Genomic DNA, 20,923 nt, shown 5'->3' with positions numbered 1-20,923 from the left:
TGCGGTATCAGATCATCGCCATTCCGCCGTTGACGTGCAGGGTCTGTCCCGTCACGTAACCGGCTTCGTTGCTCGCCAGGTACACCGCAGCTGCAGCAATATCCGTACCGGCACCCAAGGCACCCGTCGGTATCCGTTGCAATATGGTGCCGCGTTGGGCCTCGTTCAACGCATCGGTCATCGGCGAAGCAATAAAACCGGGGGCAATGCAATTGACGGTGATGCCGCGCGAGCCGACTTCCTGGGCAAGGGCCTTGGAGAACCCGATCATGCCGGCCTTGGAGGCGGCATAGTTGGTCTGGCCCGGATTGCCGGTGACACCGACGACCGAGGTGATCCCAATGATGCGACCGGAGCGGCGCTTCATCATGCCCTTGGTGGCAGCGCGGGCGAGGCGAAAATAGGCTTCGAGGTTGACCTTGATGACCGTATCCCAGTCCTCGTCCTTCATGCGCATCAGCAGACCATCGCGCGTGATGCCGGCATTGGCGATCAGAATGTCGAGTCCGCTGCCTGCCGTTTCTTCTGCGCGGGCGACCAGGCCATCCACCGAAGCGGCGTCAGACAGGTTGGCAGCGGCAATGAAGGCGCCCTCGCCCAGTTCGGCGGCCAGGTCGGCCAGGACGCTTTCGCGCGTGCCGGACAGCACGACCTTGGCGCCTTGCTTGTGGAGCGCGCGGGCTATCTCGGCGCCTAAGCCGCCGGTGGCCCCGGTGACAAGGGCGGTCTTACCGGTCAGTTCGAACATGGAGGCTCTCCGATTCTTGTCTGCAAGCGGCGCGGCTTACGACAGGCCCGCCGCGGGATCAAGTCGAATGTATTGGTTTTGGAACCACGGATGGACACGAATAGACACCGATTTCAGGGCTATCCGAAACCGCCGTGCATTCGGCAACGATTGGCTTTTAAACCGCGAATGAACGCGAATAAACGCGAATATTCCAGGTCACGCCGAAAAACCGCATTTGAACCAGCCTGTTTTTTTGCGGCTTTGGCGCTTTAACCATTCGCGTCCATTCGCGTTCATTCGCGGTTCCAAACCTGCAGCTAGACCGGCCTAGCGACACGATCAGGCTACGGTGAAATCCGTGTCCATCCGTGGTTCAAAACACTTAGCCCTGTGCTTTGGCGAAAGCTTCGAAGTCGGCGGCGCCATTGAGCGCGACGGCTGTCACGTCCGGCAAGCTGCGCTTGATCATGCCGGTCAAAACCTTGCCTGCGCCCAGTTCGGCGACGCGGGTGACTCCACCTTCGCCTCCCAGCCATTCCATCGTCTCGCGCCAGCGTACCCGGCCGGTAACCTGCTGAACCAAAAGGCCCGCAATCTGGTCCTTGTCGCTCACCGGACGGGCCGTGACATTGGCGACCAGGGTCGAGACCGGAGCCTTGATCGTCACCTTGGCCAGGGCATCGGCCATGGCATCGGCGGCGGGCTGCATCAGCGGACAGTGGAACGGCGCCGACACATTCAGCAGCATGGCTTTGGCACCCAGTTCCCTGGCTTTTTCCATAGCAATCTCAACGGCGGCTTTTTCGCCGGAAATGACGATCTGGCCGGCATTATTGTCATTTGCGACCACGACCACGCCGGCCACCGAACCCGCCTGGCAGGCGGCTTCGGCCAGGGCAAGGTCGGCCTTGCCGATCAGGGCGGCCATGGCGCCGACGCCGACCGGAACCGCCGCCTGCATGGCCTGACCTCGAAGCTTCAGCAGCCGCGCTGTGTCCGACAGGCTGAAGGTGCCGGCGGCGGCATGGGCAGAATACTCGCCCAGGGAGTGGCCGGCGACATAGCTGGCATCGGCGCAGGTGATGCCGAAATCGTCTTCCAGAACGCGGACGACGGCCAGGGACACCGCCATGATGGCTGGCTGGGCGTTTTCGGTCAGGGTCAGTTCTGATTCGGGGCCTTCGCGCATCAACTGGAACAGCTTCTGGCCCAGGGCCTCGTCGACTTCGTCGAAGACGGCACGGGCACGGGGAAAGGTGTCATACAACTCCGCGCCCATGCCGACGCTTTGCGAGCCTTGTCCGGGAAATACGAAAGCGGTGGTCATATGCTGCCTCCTCAAACTTGAGCGGCGACTGGATAGGCGGAACCGCAGATCAGGGCAAGAAAAAGCTATTTTGCTTGCGCAATCCCGGCAGCGCGCATAGTTTGATTATCAAACCTGTAGCTGAACACTCATGTTAGCTTGTCGACAAGCCGGGGGGCTTTCATGATCGATCCTACCTCTCTCTCGCGCCGCTATCTCCTTGCCGGAGCTGCCGTCATGCCACTGGCCGGCACTCTGTTTTCCCGTGCCGCCCGGGCGCAGGCTGCGCCTCCGCCGCTTACCGTCCTGGGCAAGCTCCCAGCCGTCGAGAATGTCGCCTTGTCGCCCAACGGCAAACGCGTCGCCATGGTGATGACGCGTAACGGCGAACGCATCATCATCGACTACGACCTGACGACCGGTGCTACGGCAGCCGGCGCCATTGAAGGCGACAATATTCGCCGGGTCATGTGGGTGGATAACGAAACGGTTATGGTTGCCACGTCTTCGGCCGACATTTACGCTGGAGACCTCATCTCGGTCATGCTTGCTTCGATGTTTAATCTGCCGAAAGGCAAACGCAGCATCCTCTATACGAACGTTCCAGGAGCTGTGCGTGGTGTCACAGGAGACTTTTACCGCATCAAGACTGATGAGGGTTACAAGGTAGCCGCCTCATCGTTTAAGGACCCAGAAGGGATCAATCTGGGGGGCACAAGCAGTATGCATGCTAATAGGTTGCAGCGCTGCTTATACGCCTTTAGCACCAAGTCCTCGTTGTCCACCAATATCGACACCGATGCCCGTCCCATTCAGCAGTGGGCCCTCCAACCTGATGGTGCCCCTAGAGGACGCAGCGAATACGACGACGACACCAAGACTTGGCTTCTGCGCTATCGGGACAGCAAGGGCTGGCGCGAAATCTTCAAGATGGAAGCGCGGTACGACAAGCCATGGCTGGCCGGCCTGGGTCGCGACGGCAAGACCCTGCTGGTCCGGTTCGACAGTGGAGAAACGGCCGACCGCTACTACGAGTTCGACGGCACAGGCGCCAAGGTCGAGCTGGATATCGACGGCAGCTACCATCTCCCGGTTTTCCATCCGGCAACCAACGTCCTGGTGGGTTTCCGCAACAACGGGCCGATCTCCGATTGGACCTTCTATGATCCGGTGTTCCAGCGTCTGCCCAAATTGCTCGACCAGGCCCTGCCCGACAGTTTCAACGACATTCTGGACATGGCGGAAAACCCGCGCCAGCTGGTCGTGCGCAGCGAAAGCCCGGAAGACCCCGGCACCTATTTCTACTTCGACTTTACGACCGGCGACTTCAAGGAAATCGGCTCGGCCTATCCGCAACTGCCGGCAGAGTGGATATCGCCCAAGAGCTATATCACCTACAAGGCTGGCGACGGCCTGGAGATCGGCGCCTGGCTGACCTTGCCGGTCACTGGCGGGGACAAGAACCTGGCGCTGGTCGTCCTGCCGCATGGCGGTCCTGAAGATCTTGACGACGTCCGCTTCGACTGGTTGTCCCAGGCGATCGCGACGCGCGGCTATGCCGTGCTGCAGGCGAACTTCCGCGGTTCTTCGGGTTATGGCAAGGCTTTCACCGAAAAGGGTTACGGTGAATTCGGCCGCAAGATGCAGACCGACCTCAGCGACGGCGTCGCCCATCTGGTCAAACAGGGTATCGCCGATCCCAAGCGGGTCGCCATTGTTGGAAAGGCCTATGGTGGCTATGCAGCCCTGGCCGGGGTCAGCCTTCAGTCGGGCATCTATAACTGCGCGATTGCCATTGCCGGCCTGTCCGACCTGCGTACCTTCATTGCCTATCGCCGCGAAAGAGAAGGCTTCGACAACGACAGCTACAATCTCGAATATTGGCGCCGCTTCATGGGGCCGGAAGGCGGGTGGGACACATTGTCGCCGGCGCGGAACGCTGATGCAATAGGCGTGCCGGTGTTGTTGATCCACGGCAAGGATGATGTGGTGGTTCCATTCGACCAGAGCAACAGCTTCTATCAAGCCATGACCAAGGCCGGGAAGCCGGTCGAACTGACCCAGCTCAAGCAGGAAGACCACTGGCTGTCACGCGAACCGACGCGCGTGCAGACTCTGGAAGCCATGATGGCCTTCCTGCTCAAGCACAATCCGGCGTAACGCCATGAAGCCGCTCGCCTGCCTTATCGCCGCCCTCGCCCTGGCTCCGTGGACGTCTCATGCCCAGAACAGCCTCGGTGCGCCGCCGCCGCTGTCGGTCTACGGCAACCTACCCGACACCGATCAGGTCGCACTGGCGCCCGCAGGTGACAAGGTGGCCCTGGTGACCAATCGCGACGGCAAGCGGATGATCTTCGATCACAACATGATCACCGGTGAGAGCCATGCCAGCCTGATCCAGTATGGCAAGCTGCGCGATCTGTTCTGGGTGGACGATGACCACATCCTGGCGACGATTTCCAAGAGTGGGACCGCATTCTCCTGGGCGTTCGAGTCCTACACGACCCTGATGGTCAGCGTGCCGAAACAGTCGATTCGCGAGATCGGATACGGAGAATTCCATATCGTCGAACTGGGTGGAAAACTGGCCCTCTATGCCGGCGGTTATGACACCCTGTACCAGGTCCCCGGACCGGTGGCGACTACCGCTTCCTGGAACAGGCACGGGAAAAGGACACCTACGTCGACTCGTGGGCCGTGCGCCACGACGGCACGCCGTTCGCCCGCGCCCAGTATAAGCCCAAGACCACGCTGTGGGAACTACAGTTCAAGAACGACAAGCGCTGGACCACCGTCTACAGGGAGACCTCGCCGCTCACCACGCCCAGCCTGATCGGCATGGGGCGGACCAACGATACCGTCCTGCTGTACATGCGATCGGGCGAGCGGGCCTACAAGTATTACGAGGTCAAGGCCGACGGCAGCTTCAGCGACGTCATCAATTCCGGTGTCGACGTTGCATCGCAGTACAATCCCGCCACGGGACTACTGGCCGGCTTCAGCACCGATAAGGAAGGCGTCTACACCTACGCCTTCTTTGATCCGGCCATGGAAAAACTGCCCGGCCTGATCGACAAGGCCTTTCCCGATCACCCGATCAAACGCATCGTCAGCCAGGGGCGTGATCCGCGGCAAATGATCGTCTTCGTGGAAGGCAACGGCGATCCGGGCACCTATTATTTCCTCGACTTCAAGAACAGCGCCTACAAGAGCATCGGTGAAACCTATCCGGACCTGCCCAGCGAATGGGTCGCCGAGCAGGAAGCCTTTACCTACAAGGCCGCCGACGGGATGGAAATCCCGGCCATCATCACCTATCCGCCCGGCCGCGAAGGTGGGGACCTGCCGCTGATCGTGCTGCCGCACGGCGGGCCGCTGGACCAGCGTGATACCCTGGGCTTCGATTGGCTGTCCCAGGCGATCGCTTCGCGCGGCTATGTCGTGCTGCAACCGAACTATCGCGGCTCGGGCGGTTATGGCGGCGACTTCGTCGAAGCCGCCTATGGCCAGTACGGGCGAAAAATGCAGACCGATTTGTCCGACGGGGTGCGCACACTGATTGCCGATGGCCTGGTCGATCCGAACCGCGTGTGCATCGTTGGCGCCTCGTACGGCGGTTATGCCGCCCTGGCCGGCGCCACGCTGGATACCGGCGTCTATCGCTGCGCCGTCTCGATCGCCGGAATTTCCGACCTTTACGATCTGGTTTACCCCGTGGGCGGCGAAAGCCGCCACGAGGTCGCCACCAGCGACTTCGTCATCTATATGAAGCAATTACTGGGCGACGGCAGCGACCGCTGGGAGTCGATCTCACCGGCGCACCACGCCGACAAAGTCGGTATCCCGCTGCTGATGATCCATGGCAAGGATGACGCTGTCGTGCCGATCCAGCAGATGTACACTATGCGCGAAGCGATGAAAAAGGCCGGCAAACCCGCCGAGGTGGTCATCCTGAAGGGCGAGGATCACTGGCTGTCCAAGGCGGCGACGCGCACGGAAACACTGGAGGCCACGATCACGTTCCTGGAAACGCACAATCCGGCCTATTGAGGCCGGAAATACCGTCTAGCCAAACGGCTTCATCTGTATATAAATTACCGGCAGTTGCATCCTGCCCCGGGGGAGTTCCATGCCGATCACCAGACGCCACACCATCGCCTCCGCCTTGGCGCTTTTCCTCGCGCCGGCCGTCGTCAGAGCCGCCGATGCGGCCAACAGCCTGGGTGCGCCGCCGGCCATTGAAGTCTATGGCCGCTTCGAGGCGGTCGCTGAAGTCGCCTTGTCACCGAATGGAAACCGCGTTGCTATGGTCATGCGCAAAGGGGATGACCGCGTTTTGGTTGATTTCGATCTGACAACGCAAAAGACTTTCGCCAAGCCATTAGGGAAGGCCAAGGTGGCTAACATCCTTTGGGCTGACGACGAAAGGATTGCTGTCGTTACGTCGACAACCGGCAGCCTCGATGGTTTTGCAGGTTATGCCCGCGAGTTTAGCCAGGTTGTTGTCCTGGACCTCGCACGCGACAAATCCTTCAGCCTTTTTGGTACGCATCAAGATTACTTCCCTGTCGTTGGCGGGGCGGTCAGCGTCATCGATTACAAGGGCCGAAAAATGTTAACTGCGATCGGCATCCGGCGCGTGACCTACACACTGCAATTGCTGCGTTTCGACCCGGTCAACGGAAACTCAGCGGTTATCACCGAGGGCAACCGGTATACCAACGGCTGGAGGGTGGATGGTAACGGACACCCGGTAATCCGGACGGATTTCCGCGAAGATCTGCTTAAAAACACGATTTTGATCGACGACGGTTCAGGTTTTAAAGAAGCTTATTCCGACAAAGGCGCTCTCGACAACACTGCGGTCTCCGGCATTGGACGTGACGGAAAATCGGCAGTGATTTATTTCCAGACGGGAGAACGGGCTCACCGATACTACAACCTGGCCTCGGACGGTTCCGTTACTGGCCCTCTCGATAAAGAATTCGCTGGTGACTGTTTCGCACTCTACCATCCCGCGACCCGCTTTCTGTCAGGTTTTGCCTATCAGTCGTACGGTGCCGATGAGTATGATTTTGAGTATTTCGAAGCTGAGGACCAATCTCGTTACAAGGCCGTGAAGACGGCGATGGGAGACTATCGGTCGGCAAGCATAGCCCAGGCTGACGATCCGAATAAGCGTGTCGTCTACTCTGAAGGCTTTGATGACCCTGGTTCCTACTTCTTTATGAATCTGGCAACAGGAAAAGCAATTTCGATCGGCCAGCAACGTCCCGACCTGCCTCCTGAATGGGTCGCAGAAAAGCGGTCCATTCGCTACAAAGCCGCCGACGGGCTGGAAATTCATGGTTACCTTACCCTGCCGCCAGGCCGGTCAGCCAAAGCCCTTCCTTTGGTGGTCTTGCCCCATGGGGGCCCTCAAGCCAACGATGATGCCAGTTTCGACTGGATGTCTCAAGCCTTTGCCTCGCGTGGGTATGCCGTCCTTCAGCCCAACTACCGCGGTTCGAGCGGCTACGGTCAGGCCTTCGTCGAAAAGGGGTATGGCGAGTGGGGCCGCAAGATGCAAACCGACCTGTCTGACGGCGTGCGTTACCTGGCCAGCCAGAGCCTGATCGATCCCAGGCGCGTTGCCATTTTCGGCTGGTCTTACGGCGGGTATGCCGCCCTGGCGGCGGCGGCGTTTGATCCGGAACCCTATCGCTGCGCTGTGGCGGGTGCGCCGGTGTCGGACCTCAACCTGATGATGACCATGGAAGGCATGGACAGCGGCAGCCAGAGGAGCGGCCCCTTCGTGTACTGGAAGCGCTATATCGGCGCCGACAAGGCGAAGCTGAACGAAGTGTCGCCCGCCCTTCACGCTGACAAGGTCACAATGCCGGTTCTGATCCTGCACGGGACCGACGACACCACGGTGCCGATCATCCAGGGCCGCAAGATGGCCGATGCCCTCAAAGCCGCGGGAAAGCCGGTCGAAATGGTCGAACTGCTACGCGAGGACCACTGGCTGATGAGCGAGGAAAAGAACCGGGTCAAGGTCTTGGAACTGACCATCGCCTTCGTCGAAACCCACAATCCGGCCAACTGATGAACCTGACTTGCCGGTCCGGCGTATAAGGCCTATCGTCCGCGCAAATCAGGAGATGCCGCCATGACGCCGTTTGTTCGCACTACCCTTGTAAGCCTGTCCGTTCTCGGTATTGCCTCCGCCACGCCGTCGCTGGCCGCGCTGAAGGTCGGCGACAAGGCGCCCGACTTCAAGGTCGCAGCTGCCACCGACGGCCAGGTCGCCGACTTCTCGCTGAAGACAGCGCTGAAGAACGGGCCCGTCGTGGTCTATTTCTACCCCAAGGCCTTTACCGGCGGCTGCTCACTGGAAGCGCGCCAGTTCTCGCAAGCCATTCCGCAGTTCCAGTCGAAACACGTCACCGTCATCGGCCTGTCGGCCGACGGCATCGATGTGCTGAAGGACTTCTCAAAGAAGGATTGTGCCGGCAAATTTCCGGTTGGCTCTGACAGCAACATCGCGGTGACCAAGGCCTATGATGCCCAGATGGGAATCATGAACATGTCCAGCCGCATTTCCTACGTCGTCAGCAAGGATGGCCGCATCGCCTTCGTCCATGACAGCGGCGACGCCTCGACTCACGTCCCGGCCCTGCTCAAGGCTGTCGGCGCCGGCAAGTAGCCGTTAGCGCTTCTTGGACCCGACCCTGGGGCCGTGAGCACAACCTGCTTGCGGCCCTTGCCTTTGCGTCGTTCTTCCGTTATACGCCCCGTTCCCTTGACGGGTGGTCAGCCTCGTTACGAGACTCTGACCCATCGTTATGCCCGGACTTCCGCCGGACATGGCGCCACCCGTCGCATCGGAAGAGGATATAAATGGCTTTTTACGAACACGTCGTGATCGCACGACAAGATATTTCGCCGCAACAGGCGGAAGCTCTCAACGATACGCTCAAGCACCTCATCGAGGACAATGGCGGCCATATCGCCAAGATCGAATACTGGGGCCTGCGCAACCTGACCTACCGCGTCAAGAAAAACCGCAAGGGCCACTACTCCCTGCTTGCCATCGACGCTCCGGCGCCGGCGGTCAAGGAGATGGAACGTCAGCTCAGCATCAACGAAGACGTCATCCGTTATATGACTGTGCGTGTCGAAGAGCTCGACCTTGAACTGTCGCCGATTCTGTCGCGCCGCGACCGTCCCGAGCGCACTGAGCGCGCTGAAACGTTTGCCGCCGAACAAGGAAGCTGATCATGGCTGATATCGAAACCTCGCCGACCCCCGGCGCGCCCGTCGGCTCCGGCCCGGCCCGTCGTCCGTTCTTCCGCCGCCGCAAGGTGTGCCCGTTCTCTGGCGCCAATGCGCCAAAGATTGACTACAAGGACGTTAAACTTCTGCAGCGCTACATTTCCGAGCGCGGCAAGATCGTTCCCTCGCGCATTACGGCCGTAAGCCAGAAGAAGCAACGCGAACTGGCCAAGGCCATCAAGCGCGCCCGCTTCCTGGCCCTGCTGCCTTACGTTGTGAAGTAAGGAGTAGAGACCATGAAAGTTGTTTTGCTGGAACGCGTCGAAAACCTCGGCACCATCGGCGATGTCGTCGGTGTCAAGGACGGCTTCGCCCGTAACTACCTGCTGCCGCGCCACAAGGCGCTGCGCGCCACCTCCGCCAACCTGAAGGTCTTCGAGGCCCAGAAGGAACAGATCGTCGCCCGCAACGCCGCCGCCAAGGCCGGCGCCGAAAAGGCCGCGTCTGAGTTGGACGGCACGACCTACGTGATCATCCGCCAGGCGGGTGACTCGGGTCAGTTGTACGGTTCGGTCAATGCGCGAGACGTCACTGACGCCATCACCGCGGCCGGCGGAAAGGTCGAACGCAACCAGGTTGTGCTCAACATTCCGATCAAGACCCTGGGCATCCACAGCATCAAGGTGCGCCTGCACGCCGAAGTCTCGGTCTCAATCTCGGTCAACGTCGCCCGCTCACAGGACGAAGCCGACCGTCAGGCGGCCGGTGAGAACGTCATCACTGCGCAGTTCGAAGAAGACCGTCTCGCCGATGAACAGGCCGCTGCCGATATGCTCGAAGGCGGCGCAGGTCAGGCCATGGCGGACGCACCCTACGAAAGCTGATTGCAGGCGTTTGCGCGCCAGGCAACAGATATCCAAGCTGTAACGGCTTGAAAAACATGAAGCCCGGCAGGTTTTCCTGCCGGGTTTTTTCTTGCCACAACCGGAAATCCGGGTATTGTGGCCACAATTCGAGATCGACGGTTTCCCAGACGACCGCCTTACGGCCCGCTTCCAGATATCGCTACTTTCGGATCCAGTTCGCGTAATTCCGCCCGAACTTCATGCACGAAGGTGCGACACTAAAGGAGGCCGCTATGGCCACAGGTACAGTTAAGTGGTTCAATGCCACCAAGGGTTATGGTTTCATTCAGCCGGACGCCGGCGGCAGCGACGTGTTCGTTCACATCACGGCTGTTGAGCGCGCTGGTCTGCGCGGCCTCAACGACGGCCAGAAAATCACCTATGAGCTTGCCACCGAAAAAGGCAAGACCTCGGCGGTTGACCTCCAAGCCTAATACCAATCCACTATGACCTTGACTCATCGTGGATTGGCAAGGGCGACTGCCCGCCCGAGCTTACGCGAGGAGCCATGCGGCGCTTGAGCTGAAAAAAAGCGAATACCAAGCGTCATTCTTTATGAGGCTTGGTATAAGCTGCAAAGCTGAGACATTTTGAAACCCCGGCAGGGAAACCTGCCGGGGTTCTTCATTTTAAGCCCTATCCTTGTAGATATGGCTGGCGACAAACTGCCCAATCAGGCAGCCGAGAAGGGCGGCCAGAAGGTTGTAATAGATGGTTTTTTCCGACTCGACCCCGATCGCAAGTTTGTCGAGGCTGAGGCCCAGCCAGCCTACCGCCCAGACCAGCAGGCCCGAAACATAGGACGCCCGCAGCTTTGCGCCGATCCAGTCCTTGATTGCGGCGTAGATAAAGGTACCAACCAGGCCAGCAATGATCGATTGGCCGGCCCACAGCCCGATCGAAATGTTCTGGTACGGCATCGGGAAGACAGGCTTGGCAATCGCCAGCCAGTCCTCCCAGACGGCACCCAATATGGCCGTATTGGTAATCGCTAGCAGAGCGAAAACAATCACGCCCGACGTGACACCACCCAGCACCAGACGCGAACCATTAAGATTTTGCACTCTTGCCTCCCTTTTATAGCCGCGCATTAATCTACACGCTTTCTCCAGACTCCGCACTTGCGATGGCCTGCGGGTCACAAATACGTCACATAATCACCACAGTGAGGGGAATTTCGCAAGGCGCCAAGGCGACGACAAGCCTGGCCGCTGCACCCGCGAACATAGAAACGCTGAGACCCCGCCGCGCGCGAGACAGCCTCACAAGCGTCCCCAAATAACTGAATACGTTGCCGAAAAAAGCAGAGATTCACCATGTAGCCTTTGGAACGTCTTGAGAAGATTTAGCGAATCTATCCTGTAGGACAAAAATAATATTGCGGCGCTCCCCTTTTCTTTGGCGAAATTCGGGCGACTTAATAAGCGTTAACGGACCCTCCCGCCCCACCCGCTTGTCCGCTGCCTCATGTTTGTTTGTTCAGGAGCTACCATGTCCCTCTTCCGCCGCCGGGCCACTGCCCGCCTTTACGTCACCACCGCCCTTGTCCTGTCGCTTTCGGGCGCCAGCGTACCCGTCTTCGCTCAGGACGCTGTGCCCGTCGCTGAAGAGCCGACCGAAGTCGTCGTCACCGGTACTCGCACCCCGCGCCGGTCGCGCCTCGACACCCTGGCGCCCGTCGATGTTATCAAGGCGGAAACGCTCAGCAATCAGGGCTCGACCGAACTGGCCGAAGGCCTGTCCAAGATCGCTCCGTCCATCACCTTCCCGCGTCCCGCCGTCACCGACGGCACCGACAGCGTCCGTCCCGCCACGCTGCGCGGCATGTCCCCCGACCAGAGCCTGGTCCTGATCAACGGAAAGCGCCGCCATGCCTCCTCCCTGGTCAATATCAACGGCTCGGTCGGCCGTGGCGCCGCCGCCGTCGACCTCAATACCATCCCCGAAGCCGCGCTGAGCACGGTCGAAGTCCTGCGCGACGGCGCCTCGGCGCAATACGGCTCCGATGCCATTGCCGGCGTTATCAACCTGCGTCTGCGCAAGGCATCATCGGGCGGCGGCGTAACCGTGTCCTACGGGCAGTACGATACCGACGTCGAAACCGCCAACACCAGCTATCACAAGTCCGATGGCGCCACGACCTCAGTCTCCGGTTGGGTCGGCCTGCCCCTGCTCGATGACGGCTTCCTGACCGTGTCAGGCGAGTTGAAGAACCGCGAGGCTACATCGCGCGGCGGGCTCGATACCCGCATCACGCCGGCGTCCGTGGTATCGCGCTACGGTGATCCGGAAGAAACCGCCATCACTCTGTTCGCCAATGCCGGCCTGCCGCTCAACGACGTCTGGTCGCTGTACGGCTGGGCCAGTTTCCAGGATCGCGACAACGAAAGTGCCGCTAACTTCAGGCCTTTCAACAATTCCGGCAACGTCCTGGCCATCTATCCAAACGGTTTCCTGCCCAAGATCCAGGCGACGACCCGGGACTGGTCAGGCGCTTTCGGCACCGAAGGCTCGATCGGGGACTGGGCCTCTGATTTCAGCCTCGTCTTCGGCGAAAACCAACTGACCTACCACACCAATAACAGTGTCAATGCTTCGTTCGGCATTAATTCGCAAACCGACTTCTATTCCGGCAAGCTTATCTACGGCCAGGGCGTCATCAACGCCAACTTCAGCCGTTCCTTCGAACTGGGCTGGCTGGCAGCACCGCTGGATGTCGGCTTCGGTTTCGAAGCGCGGTCGGAATCCTACCGCATCGAAGCCGGCGAACTGCAGTCGTGGGCGAAAGGCCCGGTGACGGCACCCCAGGGCGCCCAGGGCTTCCCCGGCCTGTTCCCGCAAAACGAAAACGACAAGAGCCGGTCAAATGTCGGCGCCTATCTCGACCTGGAATCGAAGCTGACCGAAAAGCTGAGCTTCGGTGTCGCCTTACGCGCGGAAAGCTATTCCGATTTCGGCGAGAATACCTCGGGCAAGCTGTCGGCGCGTTATGACTTTACCGATGCCTTCGCCATTCGCGGCTCGGCCTCGACCGGCTTCCGGGCGCCCTCGCTGCAACAGCAGTATTTCAGCTCCAGCGCCACCAACTTCGTTGCCGGCGTTGCCCAGTTGATCACCACCTTCCCCGTGTCAAGCGATGTTGCCAAGGCGCTGGGCGCTGCGCCCCTGAAAGCCGAAGACTCTGAAAACCTGGCGCTCGGCTTCGTCTTCCACAAGGGCCCCTTCGAACTGACCGTCGATGGCTATGACATCAAGGTCACCGACCGCATCATCCTCAGCGAAAATCTTCTGACCTCCAGCAATGCCGGTGTCGCCGGTCTGTTGAACCCCTTCGGTGTTGACGGCGCCCGCTTCTTCATCAACGGCGTCGATACCACCACCAAGGGTATCGACATCGTGGCGCGCTACCGCCTGATAACAGAGTCTCTGGGCACTTACGACCTTGGCCTGGCGGCCAACCACGGCGAAACAACGATTGATCGTTTCCCGGTGGTCAATACCCTGTCGACCCTGCCGGTGCCCCCGGCGCTGTTCGCCCGGGTAAACCAGAACCTGCTGGCCAGTTCGACGCCGGAAGACAAATACAACCTTTCGCTGGACTGGAAGCTCGGAAGCTGGTCAGCCTCGGCCAACGCCGTCTACTACAGCTCAATCCTTGTCGCGCAGACCAATGCCAATTTCGACTTTGAAACCGGCGACAAGACCCTGGTCAACCTCGTAGCCAGCTATCGCTTCCCTGGCCAGACGACACTGACCCTGGGCGTCGACAACGCTTTCGACGTCTATCCTGACGCGACGCCTCTGACCACCCTGGCCAACAACCTGACCCCGCCACCGACGGCAGCCTACAACGGCGCTGCGGCCTTCAGCGCCCGCGCACCGTTCGGCTTCAACGGTCGCTTCTTGTATGCCCGCGTCAGCAAATCCTGGTAGCCACGGCGCGAAGCACCCTGGATCCTGAATAGTCACAACGCTGATCAACTCCCCATCGGCAACGGTGGGGAGTTTTTATGGTGTCTCGTTGGTACAATGACTTATACCAAGCCTCATAAAGAATGACGCTTGGTATTCGCATTTTTTCAGCTCAAGCGCCGGACTAGGCGTCCCCCATGGCTCCTCGCAAAAGCTCGGGCGGGCAGTCGCCCTTGCCAATCCACGATGAGTCAAGGTCATCGTGGATTGGTATTATACCAACCCACGAAAAGACTGACACATCTTGCAAGATAAGGTGCGGTTGGTATTCGCTTTTTTTTAGCTCAAGCGCCGCATGGCTCCTCGCAGAAGCTCGGGCGGCCCCGATGGCCCCTCGCGTAACCTCGGGCGGCCAGTCGGCCTTGCCAACCCACGATGTGTCAAGATTATCGTGGACTGGTGTTAAAGGTTGAGAACATAGTGCGAACAGTGTCGAGTTATCCCCGATCTTCACAGCCTGTGGATCGGATCGAAGTGGATGGTTTTACGCAATCGTGAATCGAATCCGCCGAGGCCTTGCCTTCATCGCCTTAACTTTCGTATGACGCTAAACATGCTGGATACCTTGCCGCCTGCCGCAGAACCGCCTGCCTCCTTACCCCACAACCTCGAAGCTGAACAGGCTTTGCTGGGTTGCCTTTTGTTTGACAATGGTGCGTACGAACGTCTGTACGACGGCCTGCAAGCCTCGCATTTCTATGAACCTTTCCATCAGCGCCTGTTCGCGACCATTGAGGAACAGATCCGCGTCGGCCACCTGGCCGAGCCCATTGTTCTGGTCGACAAATACAAGAATGACCCCGCCTTCAACGATCTGGGCGGCATCCGCTACTTCGCCGACCTTGTCGACCGTGCCCCGCCGGCGGCCAATGCGTCGGACTACGCCCGCGTTATCTACGACCTGGCCCTGCGCCGCGACCTGATCCGGCTGGGCGGCGAGATCGCCAAGGACGCCACCGGCGAGAAACCCGCCCGCGACCAGATCGAGGTTGCCGAAGCCAAGCTGTTCGACATGGCCGAAAAGGGCACGTCCTCGACCGGCTTCGTCACCTTTTCCGACGCTGTCGCCGGCGCGCTCAGCCATGCCGAAGAAGCCTTCCATCGCGACGGCGGCCTGGCCGGGATATCGACGGGCCTGATCGACCTGGACCGCCAGATCGGCGGCCTGCACAAGTCCGACCTGGTGATCCTGGCCGGCCGCCCGTCGATGGGCAAGACCGCCCTGGCAACCAATATCGCCATGAGCATCGCCCAGAACTATGCTTACGAACCCCAGCCCGATGGCGTCCGCAAAACAGTGCGCGGCGGTATCGTCGCCTTCTATTCGCTGGAAATGTCCGCCGATCAGCTGGCTGGCCGTCTGCTGGCCGATGCTTCCGGAGTGGCCTCCGACAAGATCCGCAAGGGCGAGATTGACGCCTCGGAGTTCATGCGCCTGAAGGAAGGGGCCATGGATATCAGCGCCTCGCCGCTCTATATCGACGACACCGGCGGCATTACACTGGCCAAGCTGACCGCCCGCGCGCGGCGCCTGAAGCGCACCGTCGGCCTCGACTGCCTGATCGTCGACTACCTGCAACTTGTCACGCTTGGCGACACGGGCAGCCAGATGAACCGCGTGCAGGAGGTGTCAACCATCACGATGGGCCTGAAATCCCTCGCCAAGGAACTGGCCATTCCGGTCATCGCCCTGTCGCAGTTGTCGCGGACCGTCGAAAGCCGCGACGACAAGCGACCGCAGCTCTCCGACCTGCGTGAATCCGGCTCGATCGAGCAGGACGCTGACATCGTGATGTTCGTCTTCCGCGAAAGCTACTATCTCGGCCGCGCCGAGCCCAAGGAAGGCACCGAAGATCACCTCAAGTGGCAGGAAGAGATGGACCGCTGCAAGGGCACCGCCGAAGTCATTATCGGCAAGCAGCGTCACGGTCCCATCGGCACCGTCCGGCTGTCGTTCGCCGAAAGCACGGTGAAGTTCGGCAACCTGGCGCGTCAGGACCACTACAGTTACAACAACGAATAGATCCCCTCGTAGTGAAACCGCTCACCTAGGCTTAAAATCTGTTTCGCCCGCCCGGCGGTGCATGCTAGCGACGTTTTCATGATGTCCGCTTCACCGACCGCCCGCTTGAATATTGATATGGCTGCGCTCAGTCATAACTATGCCGCCCTGAAACGCGCGGCAGGCCCGGCTGAGGTGGCACCGGTGGTCAAGGCCGATGCCTATGGTCTGGGCATGGCCGCCGTAGCGCCGCATCTGGCACGGCATGGGGCACGAACCTTCTTCGTTGCCCGTCTTGCCGAGGCCCTCACCTTGCGCACCCTGGTCGGTAACGATCCGGTCATCTATGTTTTGGACGGGCTGACCGATCCGCCCGCCTTCGCGGCCCAACGCCTGCGACCGGTCATCAATACCCGCGTGCAATATCAGCTATGGCTGCAAGGCTCCGCCAACGTTGTCGCCGCTCTGCATATCGACACGGGCATGAACCGGCTGGGCATCCGCCCGGACGAGGTTGCCGCCCTGCCCGATGCCGGCGAACACAAGCTGGCCCTCGTGATCAGCCATCTGGCCTGTGGCGACGAACCCAATCATCCGCTGAATGCGCAACAACTGAGGGACTTCCGGGCTTCGACCGCCCGTTTCCCTGGTGTGGCCAGGTCCCTGGCCAACAGCCCCGGCATCTATCTCGGCCCCGACTACGCCTTCGATCTCGTCCGGCCGGGCATCTGCCTCTATGGCGGCGGGCCATTTGGTATACCGCATCCCGACATCCAACCGGTCGCTCATCTCAGCGGTCGCATCCTTCAGCTGCGCGAATTGAAAGCTGGTGAAAGCGTCGGCTACGGCGCGACCTTTGTCGCCAAGCGCGACATGACCCTTGCGACCGTCGGGCTTGGCTATGCCGACGGACTGCTGCGCAGCTTTGCGCCTTCCGGTTTTGTAACCATCAAGGGCGAACGCCGCCCTCTGGCGGGCCGTGTTTCCATGGATGTGTTCACCGTCGACGTCACCGGCCTTCACGTCAGTGACAGCACCTGGGTCGAGATCCTGGGCAGTTCCCAAAACCTGGACGACGTCGCGACGGCCGCCGGCACCATTGGCTATGAAATCCTGACGCGGCTGGGGGCACGCGTACCACGGCATTATGCTTGACAGACTCTCCGGTTGAGAACATAGAGGGAACATAACCGTTTCACGAGCCGTCATGACCAAGCACCAGACCCTTTACACCTGCCAGTCCTGTGGCGGCGTCCACAGCAAGTGGGCAGGCCAGTGCCCGGCCTGCGGCCAGTGGAACACCCTGGTCCAGGAGAGCTTTTCGGCACCGCCGGGCGGGTTGAAGGCCGAGCCGGCCAAGCTGTCGCGGATGAACAAGCTCCAGTTCGAAACCCTGGACAGCAGGGACGAAATCCCGGCCCGCATGGTCACCGGCATCGATGAGTTCGACCGCGTATGCGGCGGCGGCGTGGTGCCGGGTTCCGCCATCCTGATCGCCGGCGACCCAGGTGTCGGCAAGTCGACCCTTTTGCTGCAGGTTGCGGCCAATGCCGCGTCGCGCAACCTCCGGGTCGGCTATATATCCGGCGAAGAAGCCGTCGAGCAGATCCGCGGCCGGGCTGCCCGCATGGGCCTGTCGAAAGCACCTGTCGACCTGGCCGCCGAAACGTCATTGCGCACCATTTTGGAGGCTTTGAAGCGCGAGAAGTTCGACCTGGTCATCATCGACTCCATACAGACCCTTTGGTCCGACGCCATCGAGGCCGCCCAGGGTTCGGTGTCGCAGGTCCGCGCCTGCGCCGGCGAACTGGTCCGCCTGGCCAAGAAGCACGGCACGTCGGTCATCATGGTCGGCCACGTCACCAAGGAAGGCCAGATCGCCGGGCCGCGCGTCGTCGAGCATATGGTCGACGCTGTTCTGTCGTTCGAAGGCGAGCGCGGCTATCCGTTTCGCATCCTGCGCGGCACCAAGAACCGTTTCGGCGCCACGGATGAGATTGGTGTGTTCGAAATGGGCGATGCCGGGCTGCGCGAAGTGCCCAATCCGTCGGCTTTGTTCCTCGGCGACGGTCATGAGCGCGCTTCGGGTTCAGCGGTGTTTGCCGGCATCGAAGGCTCGCGTCCCGTCCTGGTCGAGATGCAGGCCCTGGTGGCGCCGTCGGCCTATGGCACGCCGCGCCGGGCGGTTGTCGGTTGGGATTCCGGGCGGTTGGCGATGATCCTGGCGGTGCTGGAATCGCGCTGTGGAGTCGGTTTCGGCCAGAAGGACGTCTACTTAAATGTCGCCGGCGGTTTACGCATCAACGAACCAGCCGCCGACCTGTGTGCCGCCCTGGCGCTTGTCTCTGCCCTGACCGATACGCCCTTGCCGCGCGATTGTGTCGTCTTTGGCGAGATCAGCCTGTCAGGCGACGTCCGCACAGTCAGCCGCAGCGAAGGCCGGCTGAAGGAAGCGGCCAAGTTGGGCTTCAACAGCGCGATTACGGCGCCCGCCGCCATCGACAACCCACCGGTAAAGGTCAGGGGCTTTGCCAGTCTGGCCGAAGCTATAGGGGCGTTGTTTCCCGTAGGGGAGTGAGTCTGGTTGTTAAGCTGCCGCCGAAATGGTAAACAGAAAAACACAATATTGGCAGGGGATGACAATGGAAGTTTGGGACTATGTATTTCTGGCGGTTCTGGTCGCCTCGTGTTTGTCCGGCGTTATGCGCGGCGGCATCAAGGAACTGGTCAATCTGATTTCGTTTTTTCTGGCCCTGTTTATCGCGGTGGTCAGCCATCCCTTCGTGACAAAAACCTTCGCGCTCGACATGCTGCTGGGCGTTTTCGTCGCCTTTCTGATCTTCCTGCTGATCTATTTCGGTATTCGTTTCTTCGGCCACAGCCTCGCCGAAAAGGTTCATAAACAAAAGGCGCTGAATGCCTTCGACCGCGTTCTTGGCTTGGGCGTCGGAATCTTCCGTACACTGGTCGTTCTGGGCGTAATCCATTTGATTTTTGTCGTGGTGACGCCTAAAGAGCGCTTGCCGGAATGGTTCGTCGACGCGAAGGTTTTCCCGCTGACAGCGCGTTGTGCCGAGGCCATCCAGGCTTTCGTCCCCTTTGGTCGCGATGCGACCGACAAGGTGGTTGAAACCAGTCAGGAATAGTCCGCCGTTGCAGGCGCTGGCAGCGGCCCCGCGTAACCGAAAGATGTCTTATGCTGCCTGTGTCTCCCCTGTCCGACCTCGTTGATACAGGCGCTTCTGCCCGCGACATCGAGGACGACCGGCCACGGCTGGAGTGCGGCGTTTTCGGCATCTACGGTATGGACGATGCCAGCGCGGTGACGGTGCTGGGCCTTCACGCCTTGCAGCATCGCGGCCAGGAAGCCTGCGGCGTGGCCTCGTGCGACGGCCGCCGCTTCTATATCGAACGCCAGCACGGCCTGGTCGGTGACGTCTTCACCGGTCCCGACCTGACGGAAAAGCTCCAGGGCCACAGCGCTATCGGCCACACCCGATACTCTACCGCCGGCGGTGCCTTTATCCGCAACGTACAACCGATGTTCGCCGACCTCGACCAGGGCGGCATCGCCATTGCCCACAACGGCAATCTCACCAATTTTATGCACGTACGGACCAAACTGGTCGCCGCAGGTTCCATTTTTCAGTCGACCTCCGATTCGGAGGTCATTTTGCATCTGGTCGCGCGTTCGCGCGAACTGCGCATTATCGACCGTTTCATGGAAGCCCTGCGCCACCTCGAAGGCGGCTTCGCCCTGGTCGCCCTGACGCGCAAGATGCTGATCGGCGCGCGCGACCCGCTGGGCATTCGCCCTCTGGTCATCGGAAAGCTGAACAACTCCTATGTCCTGGCGTCAGAAACCTGTGCCCTCGACATGATCGGCGCCACCTTCGTTCGCGACGTCGAACACGGCGAAGTCGTCCAGATCGACGAGTATGGCATGAAGTCCTACAAGCCGTTCGATGCCCGTGCCGCGCGGCCTTGCCTGTTCGAATATGTCTACTTTGCCCGTCCCGATTCGGTGGTGAACGGCAAGTCGATCTATGAAGTCCGCAAGGCCATGGGCCGCCAGTTGGCCATCGAACACGCTGCTGACGCCGATGTCGTCGTGCCTGTGCCCGATTCCGGCGTTCCGGCCTCAATCGGCTTCGCCCAGCAGTCGGGCCTGCCGTTTGAGCTGGGCATTATCCGCAACCACTATGTCGGCCGCACCTTCATCCAGCCAACCCAGAACATCCGCGATCTGGGTGTCCGCAAGAAACATGCCCCAAACCGTGTCGTCCTGGAAGGCAAGCGCGTCATCCTGATCGACGACTCGATCGTGCGTGGCACGACCTCGGTGAAGATTGTGCGCATGGTCCGCGAAGCCGGCGCCAAGGAGGTCCACCTGCGTTCAGCCAGCCCACCGATCATGTGGCCTGACTTCTATGGCATCGACATGCCCGATCGTGAGAAACTGCTGGCCGCCAACCATACTCTGGAAGAAATGCGCCAGATGCTGGAATGCGACAGCCTGGGCTTCCTTTCGGTTGAAGGCCTTTACAAGGCCATGGGCCACAACCGCCGCGATCCGGAAACGCCGCAGTTTACCGACCACTACTTCACCGGCGACTATCCCACGCCCCTGACCGATCGCGAACAGGCTCTGGACGAACACTCGAATGCTGGTCAGCACCTGTCTCTGCTGGCGTCTTCGAATTAGGCTCCCGTTAAGAGACGAGTGAATCCGCGCGTGACATCATTCCCAA

Annotated in this window: 18 protein-coding genes; 15 read left to right on the top strand and 3 right to left on the bottom strand. The window is 60.4% G+C overall.

All coding sequences use genetic code 11. The annotated features are described in order from the left end of the window. Positions 1 to 7: 7 nt before the first annotated feature. Positions 8 to 748, bottom strand: a complete 741-nt coding sequence (gene fabG / locus ABAC402_RS36890) for a 3-oxoacyl-[acyl-carrier-protein] reductase (protein ID WP_023450941.1) — start codon at positions 746 to 748, stop codon at positions 8 to 10. Between the two features lie 364 nt (positions 749 to 1,112). Continuing rightward, the gene (fabD, locus tag ABAC402_RS36885; RefSeq protein WP_023450940.1) at positions 1,113 to 2,057 is read right to left on the bottom strand and encodes an ACP S-malonyltransferase; all 945 of its coding nucleotides are present in this window, start codon (positions 2,055 to 2,057) and stop codon (positions 1,113 to 1,115) included. Between the two features lie 162 nt (positions 2,058 to 2,219). Between fabD and ABAC402_RS0120850 the strand changes: the two genes are divergently transcribed. The 9 genes from ABAC402_RS0120850 (at position 2,220) to ABAC402_RS36850 (ending at position 10,632) form a co-directional block, all read left to right on the top strand. After that, positions 2,220 to 4,196, top strand: coding sequence for a S9 family peptidase (locus ABAC402_RS0120850; RefSeq protein WP_023450939.1), 1,977 nt, complete (start codon positions 2,220 to 2,222; stop codon positions 4,194 to 4,196). A 4-nt stretch (positions 4,197 to 4,200) separates the two neighbouring features. Then, positions 4,201 to 4,869 (top strand): hypothetical protein, encoded by a 669-nt coding sequence (locus ABAC402_RS41010; RefSeq protein ID WP_235080002.1) that lies wholly within the window; start codon positions 4,201 to 4,203, stop codon positions 4,867 to 4,869. Positions 4,870 to 4,874: 5 nt separating this feature from the next. Then, positions 4,875 to 6,086 (top strand): alpha/beta hydrolase family protein, encoded by a 1,212-nt coding sequence (locus ABAC402_RS41270; RefSeq protein WP_369751412.1) that lies wholly within the window; start codon positions 4,875 to 4,877, stop codon positions 6,084 to 6,086. A gap of 79 nt (positions 6,087 to 6,165) precedes the next feature. After that, positions 6,166 to 8,124 (top strand): S9 family peptidase, encoded by a 1,959-nt coding sequence (locus ABAC402_RS36875; protein WP_023450936.1) that lies wholly within the window; start codon positions 6,166 to 6,168, stop codon positions 8,122 to 8,124. 63 nt (positions 8,125 to 8,187) lie between these two features. Beyond that, the gene (locus ABAC402_RS36870; RefSeq protein WP_023450935.1) at positions 8,188 to 8,724 is read left to right on the top strand and encodes a peroxiredoxin; all 537 of its coding nucleotides are present in this window, start codon (positions 8,188 to 8,190) and stop codon (positions 8,722 to 8,724) included. Between the two features lie 194 nt (positions 8,725 to 8,918). Beyond that, a complete protein-coding gene (gene rpsF, locus ABAC402_RS36865) occupies positions 8,919 to 9,296 on the top strand; it encodes a 30S ribosomal protein S6 (RefSeq protein ID WP_023450934.1) in 378 nt (125 codons plus the stop codon). 2 nt (positions 9,297 to 9,298) lie between these two features. Beyond that, complete coding sequence (gene rpsR / locus ABAC402_RS36860; RefSeq protein ID WP_023450933.1) at positions 9,299 to 9,577, top strand: 30S ribosomal protein S18; 279 nt, start codon at positions 9,299 to 9,301, stop codon at positions 9,575 to 9,577. Between the two features lie 12 nt (positions 9,578 to 9,589). Further along, a complete protein-coding gene (gene rplI / locus ABAC402_RS36855) occupies positions 9,590 to 10,177 on the top strand; it encodes a 50S ribosomal protein L9 (RefSeq protein WP_023450932.1) in 588 nt (195 codons plus the stop codon). Between the two features lie 254 nt (positions 10,178 to 10,431). Beyond that, positions 10,432 to 10,632 (top strand): cold-shock protein, encoded by a 201-nt coding sequence (locus tag ABAC402_RS36850; protein ID WP_023450931.1) that lies wholly within the window; start codon positions 10,432 to 10,434, stop codon positions 10,630 to 10,632. Positions 10,633 to 10,827: 195 nt separating this feature from the next. Here ABAC402_RS36850 and ABAC402_RS36845 read toward each other — a convergent pair whose 3' ends face one another. Beyond that, positions 10,828 to 11,262, bottom strand: coding sequence for a hypothetical protein (locus ABAC402_RS36845; RefSeq protein ID WP_023450930.1), 435 nt, complete (start codon positions 11,260 to 11,262; stop codon positions 10,828 to 10,830). A gap of 427 nt (positions 11,263 to 11,689) precedes the next feature. On the opposite strand from ABAC402_RS36845, the gene ABAC402_RS36840 reads away from it, so the two are divergent. The 6 genes from ABAC402_RS36840 to purF all read left to right on the top strand — a co-directional run bounded on the left by ABAC402_RS36840 (position 11,690) and on the right by purF (position 20,877). Then, positions 11,690 to 14,131 (top strand): TonB-dependent siderophore receptor, encoded by a 2,442-nt coding sequence (locus ABAC402_RS36840; RefSeq protein ID WP_023450929.1) that lies wholly within the window; start codon positions 11,690 to 11,692, stop codon positions 14,129 to 14,131. Between the two features lie 580 nt (positions 14,132 to 14,711). Then, on the top strand, positions 14,712 to 16,193 hold the full coding sequence (locus ABAC402_RS36835; protein ID WP_023450928.1) for a replicative DNA helicase: 1,482 nt from the start codon (positions 14,712 to 14,714) through the stop codon (positions 16,191 to 16,193). An 81-nt stretch (positions 16,194 to 16,274) separates the two neighbouring features. Next, entirely contained in the window at positions 16,275 to 17,327 is a 1,053-nt protein-coding gene (gene alr, locus ABAC402_RS36830) for an alanine racemase (protein ID WP_031235984.1), read from the top strand. Positions 17,328 to 17,379: 52 nt separating this feature from the next. Then, positions 17,380 to 18,750, top strand: a complete 1,371-nt coding sequence (radA, locus tag ABAC402_RS36825) for a DNA repair protein RadA (protein ID WP_023450926.1) — start codon at positions 17,380 to 17,382, stop codon at positions 18,748 to 18,750. 64 nt (positions 18,751 to 18,814) lie between these two features. Then, entirely contained in the window at positions 18,815 to 19,318 is a 504-nt protein-coding gene (locus ABAC402_RS36820) for a CvpA family protein (RefSeq protein ID WP_023450925.1), read from the top strand. 50 nt (positions 19,319 to 19,368) lie between these two features. Beyond that, a complete protein-coding gene (gene purF / locus ABAC402_RS36815; protein WP_023450924.1) occupies positions 19,369 to 20,877 on the top strand; it encodes an amidophosphoribosyltransferase in 1,509 nt (502 codons plus the stop codon). The last annotated feature ends 46 nt before the right edge of the window (positions 20,878 to 20,923 follow it).

The organism is Asticcacaulis sp. AC402 (genome assembly GCF_000495835.1).
Classification (GTDB): Bacteria; Pseudomonadota; Alphaproteobacteria; order Caulobacterales; family Caulobacteraceae; genus Asticcacaulis.
The sequence above is the reverse complement of the archived record's forward strand: the minus strand, read 5'-3'. Positions and strand labels throughout refer to the sequence as shown.

Coding starts and splice junctions, on each gene's coding strand:
- fabG (WP_023450941.1), bottom strand. CDS start 748: ATGTTCGAACTGACCGGTAAGACCGCCCTTGTCACCGGGGCCACCGGC.
- fabD (WP_023450940.1), bottom strand. CDS start 2,057: ATGACCACCGCTTTCGTATTTCCCGGACAAGGCTCGCAAAGCGTCGGC.
- ABAC402_RS0120850 (WP_023450939.1), top strand. CDS start 2,220: ATGATCGATCCTACCTCTCTCTCGCGCCGCTATCTCCTTGCCGGAGCT.
- ABAC402_RS41010 (WP_235080002.1), top strand. CDS start 4,201: ATGAAGCCGCTCGCCTGCCTTATCGCCGCCCTCGCCCTGGCTCCGTGG.
- ABAC402_RS41270 (WP_369751412.1), top strand. CDS start 4,875: ATGGGGCGGACCAACGATACCGTCCTGCTGTACATGCGATCGGGCGAG.
- ABAC402_RS36875 (WP_023450936.1), top strand. CDS start 6,166: ATGCCGATCACCAGACGCCACACCATCGCCTCCGCCTTGGCGCTTTTC.
- ABAC402_RS36870 (WP_023450935.1), top strand. CDS start 8,188: ATGACGCCGTTTGTTCGCACTACCCTTGTAAGCCTGTCCGTTCTCGGT.
- rpsF (WP_023450934.1), top strand. CDS start 8,919: ATGGCTTTTTACGAACACGTCGTGATCGCACGACAAGATATTTCGCCG.
- rpsR (WP_023450933.1), top strand. CDS start 9,299: ATGGCTGATATCGAAACCTCGCCGACCCCCGGCGCGCCCGTCGGCTCC.
- rplI (WP_023450932.1), top strand. CDS start 9,590: ATGAAAGTTGTTTTGCTGGAACGCGTCGAAAACCTCGGCACCATCGGC.
- ABAC402_RS36850 (WP_023450931.1), top strand. CDS start 10,432: ATGGCCACAGGTACAGTTAAGTGGTTCAATGCCACCAAGGGTTATGGT.
- ABAC402_RS36840 (WP_023450929.1), top strand. CDS start 11,690: ATGTCCCTCTTCCGCCGCCGGGCCACTGCCCGCCTTTACGTCACCACC.
- ABAC402_RS36835 (WP_023450928.1), top strand. CDS start 14,712: ATGACGCTAAACATGCTGGATACCTTGCCGCCTGCCGCAGAACCGCCT.
- alr (WP_031235984.1), top strand. CDS start 16,275: ATGTCCGCTTCACCGACCGCCCGCTTGAATATTGATATGGCTGCGCTC.
- radA (WP_023450926.1), top strand. CDS start 17,380: ATGACCAAGCACCAGACCCTTTACACCTGCCAGTCCTGTGGCGGCGTC.
- ABAC402_RS36820 (WP_023450925.1), top strand. CDS start 18,815: ATGGAAGTTTGGGACTATGTATTTCTGGCGGTTCTGGTCGCCTCGTGT.
- purF (WP_023450924.1), top strand. CDS start 19,369: ATGCTGCCTGTGTCTCCCCTGTCCGACCTCGTTGATACAGGCGCTTCT.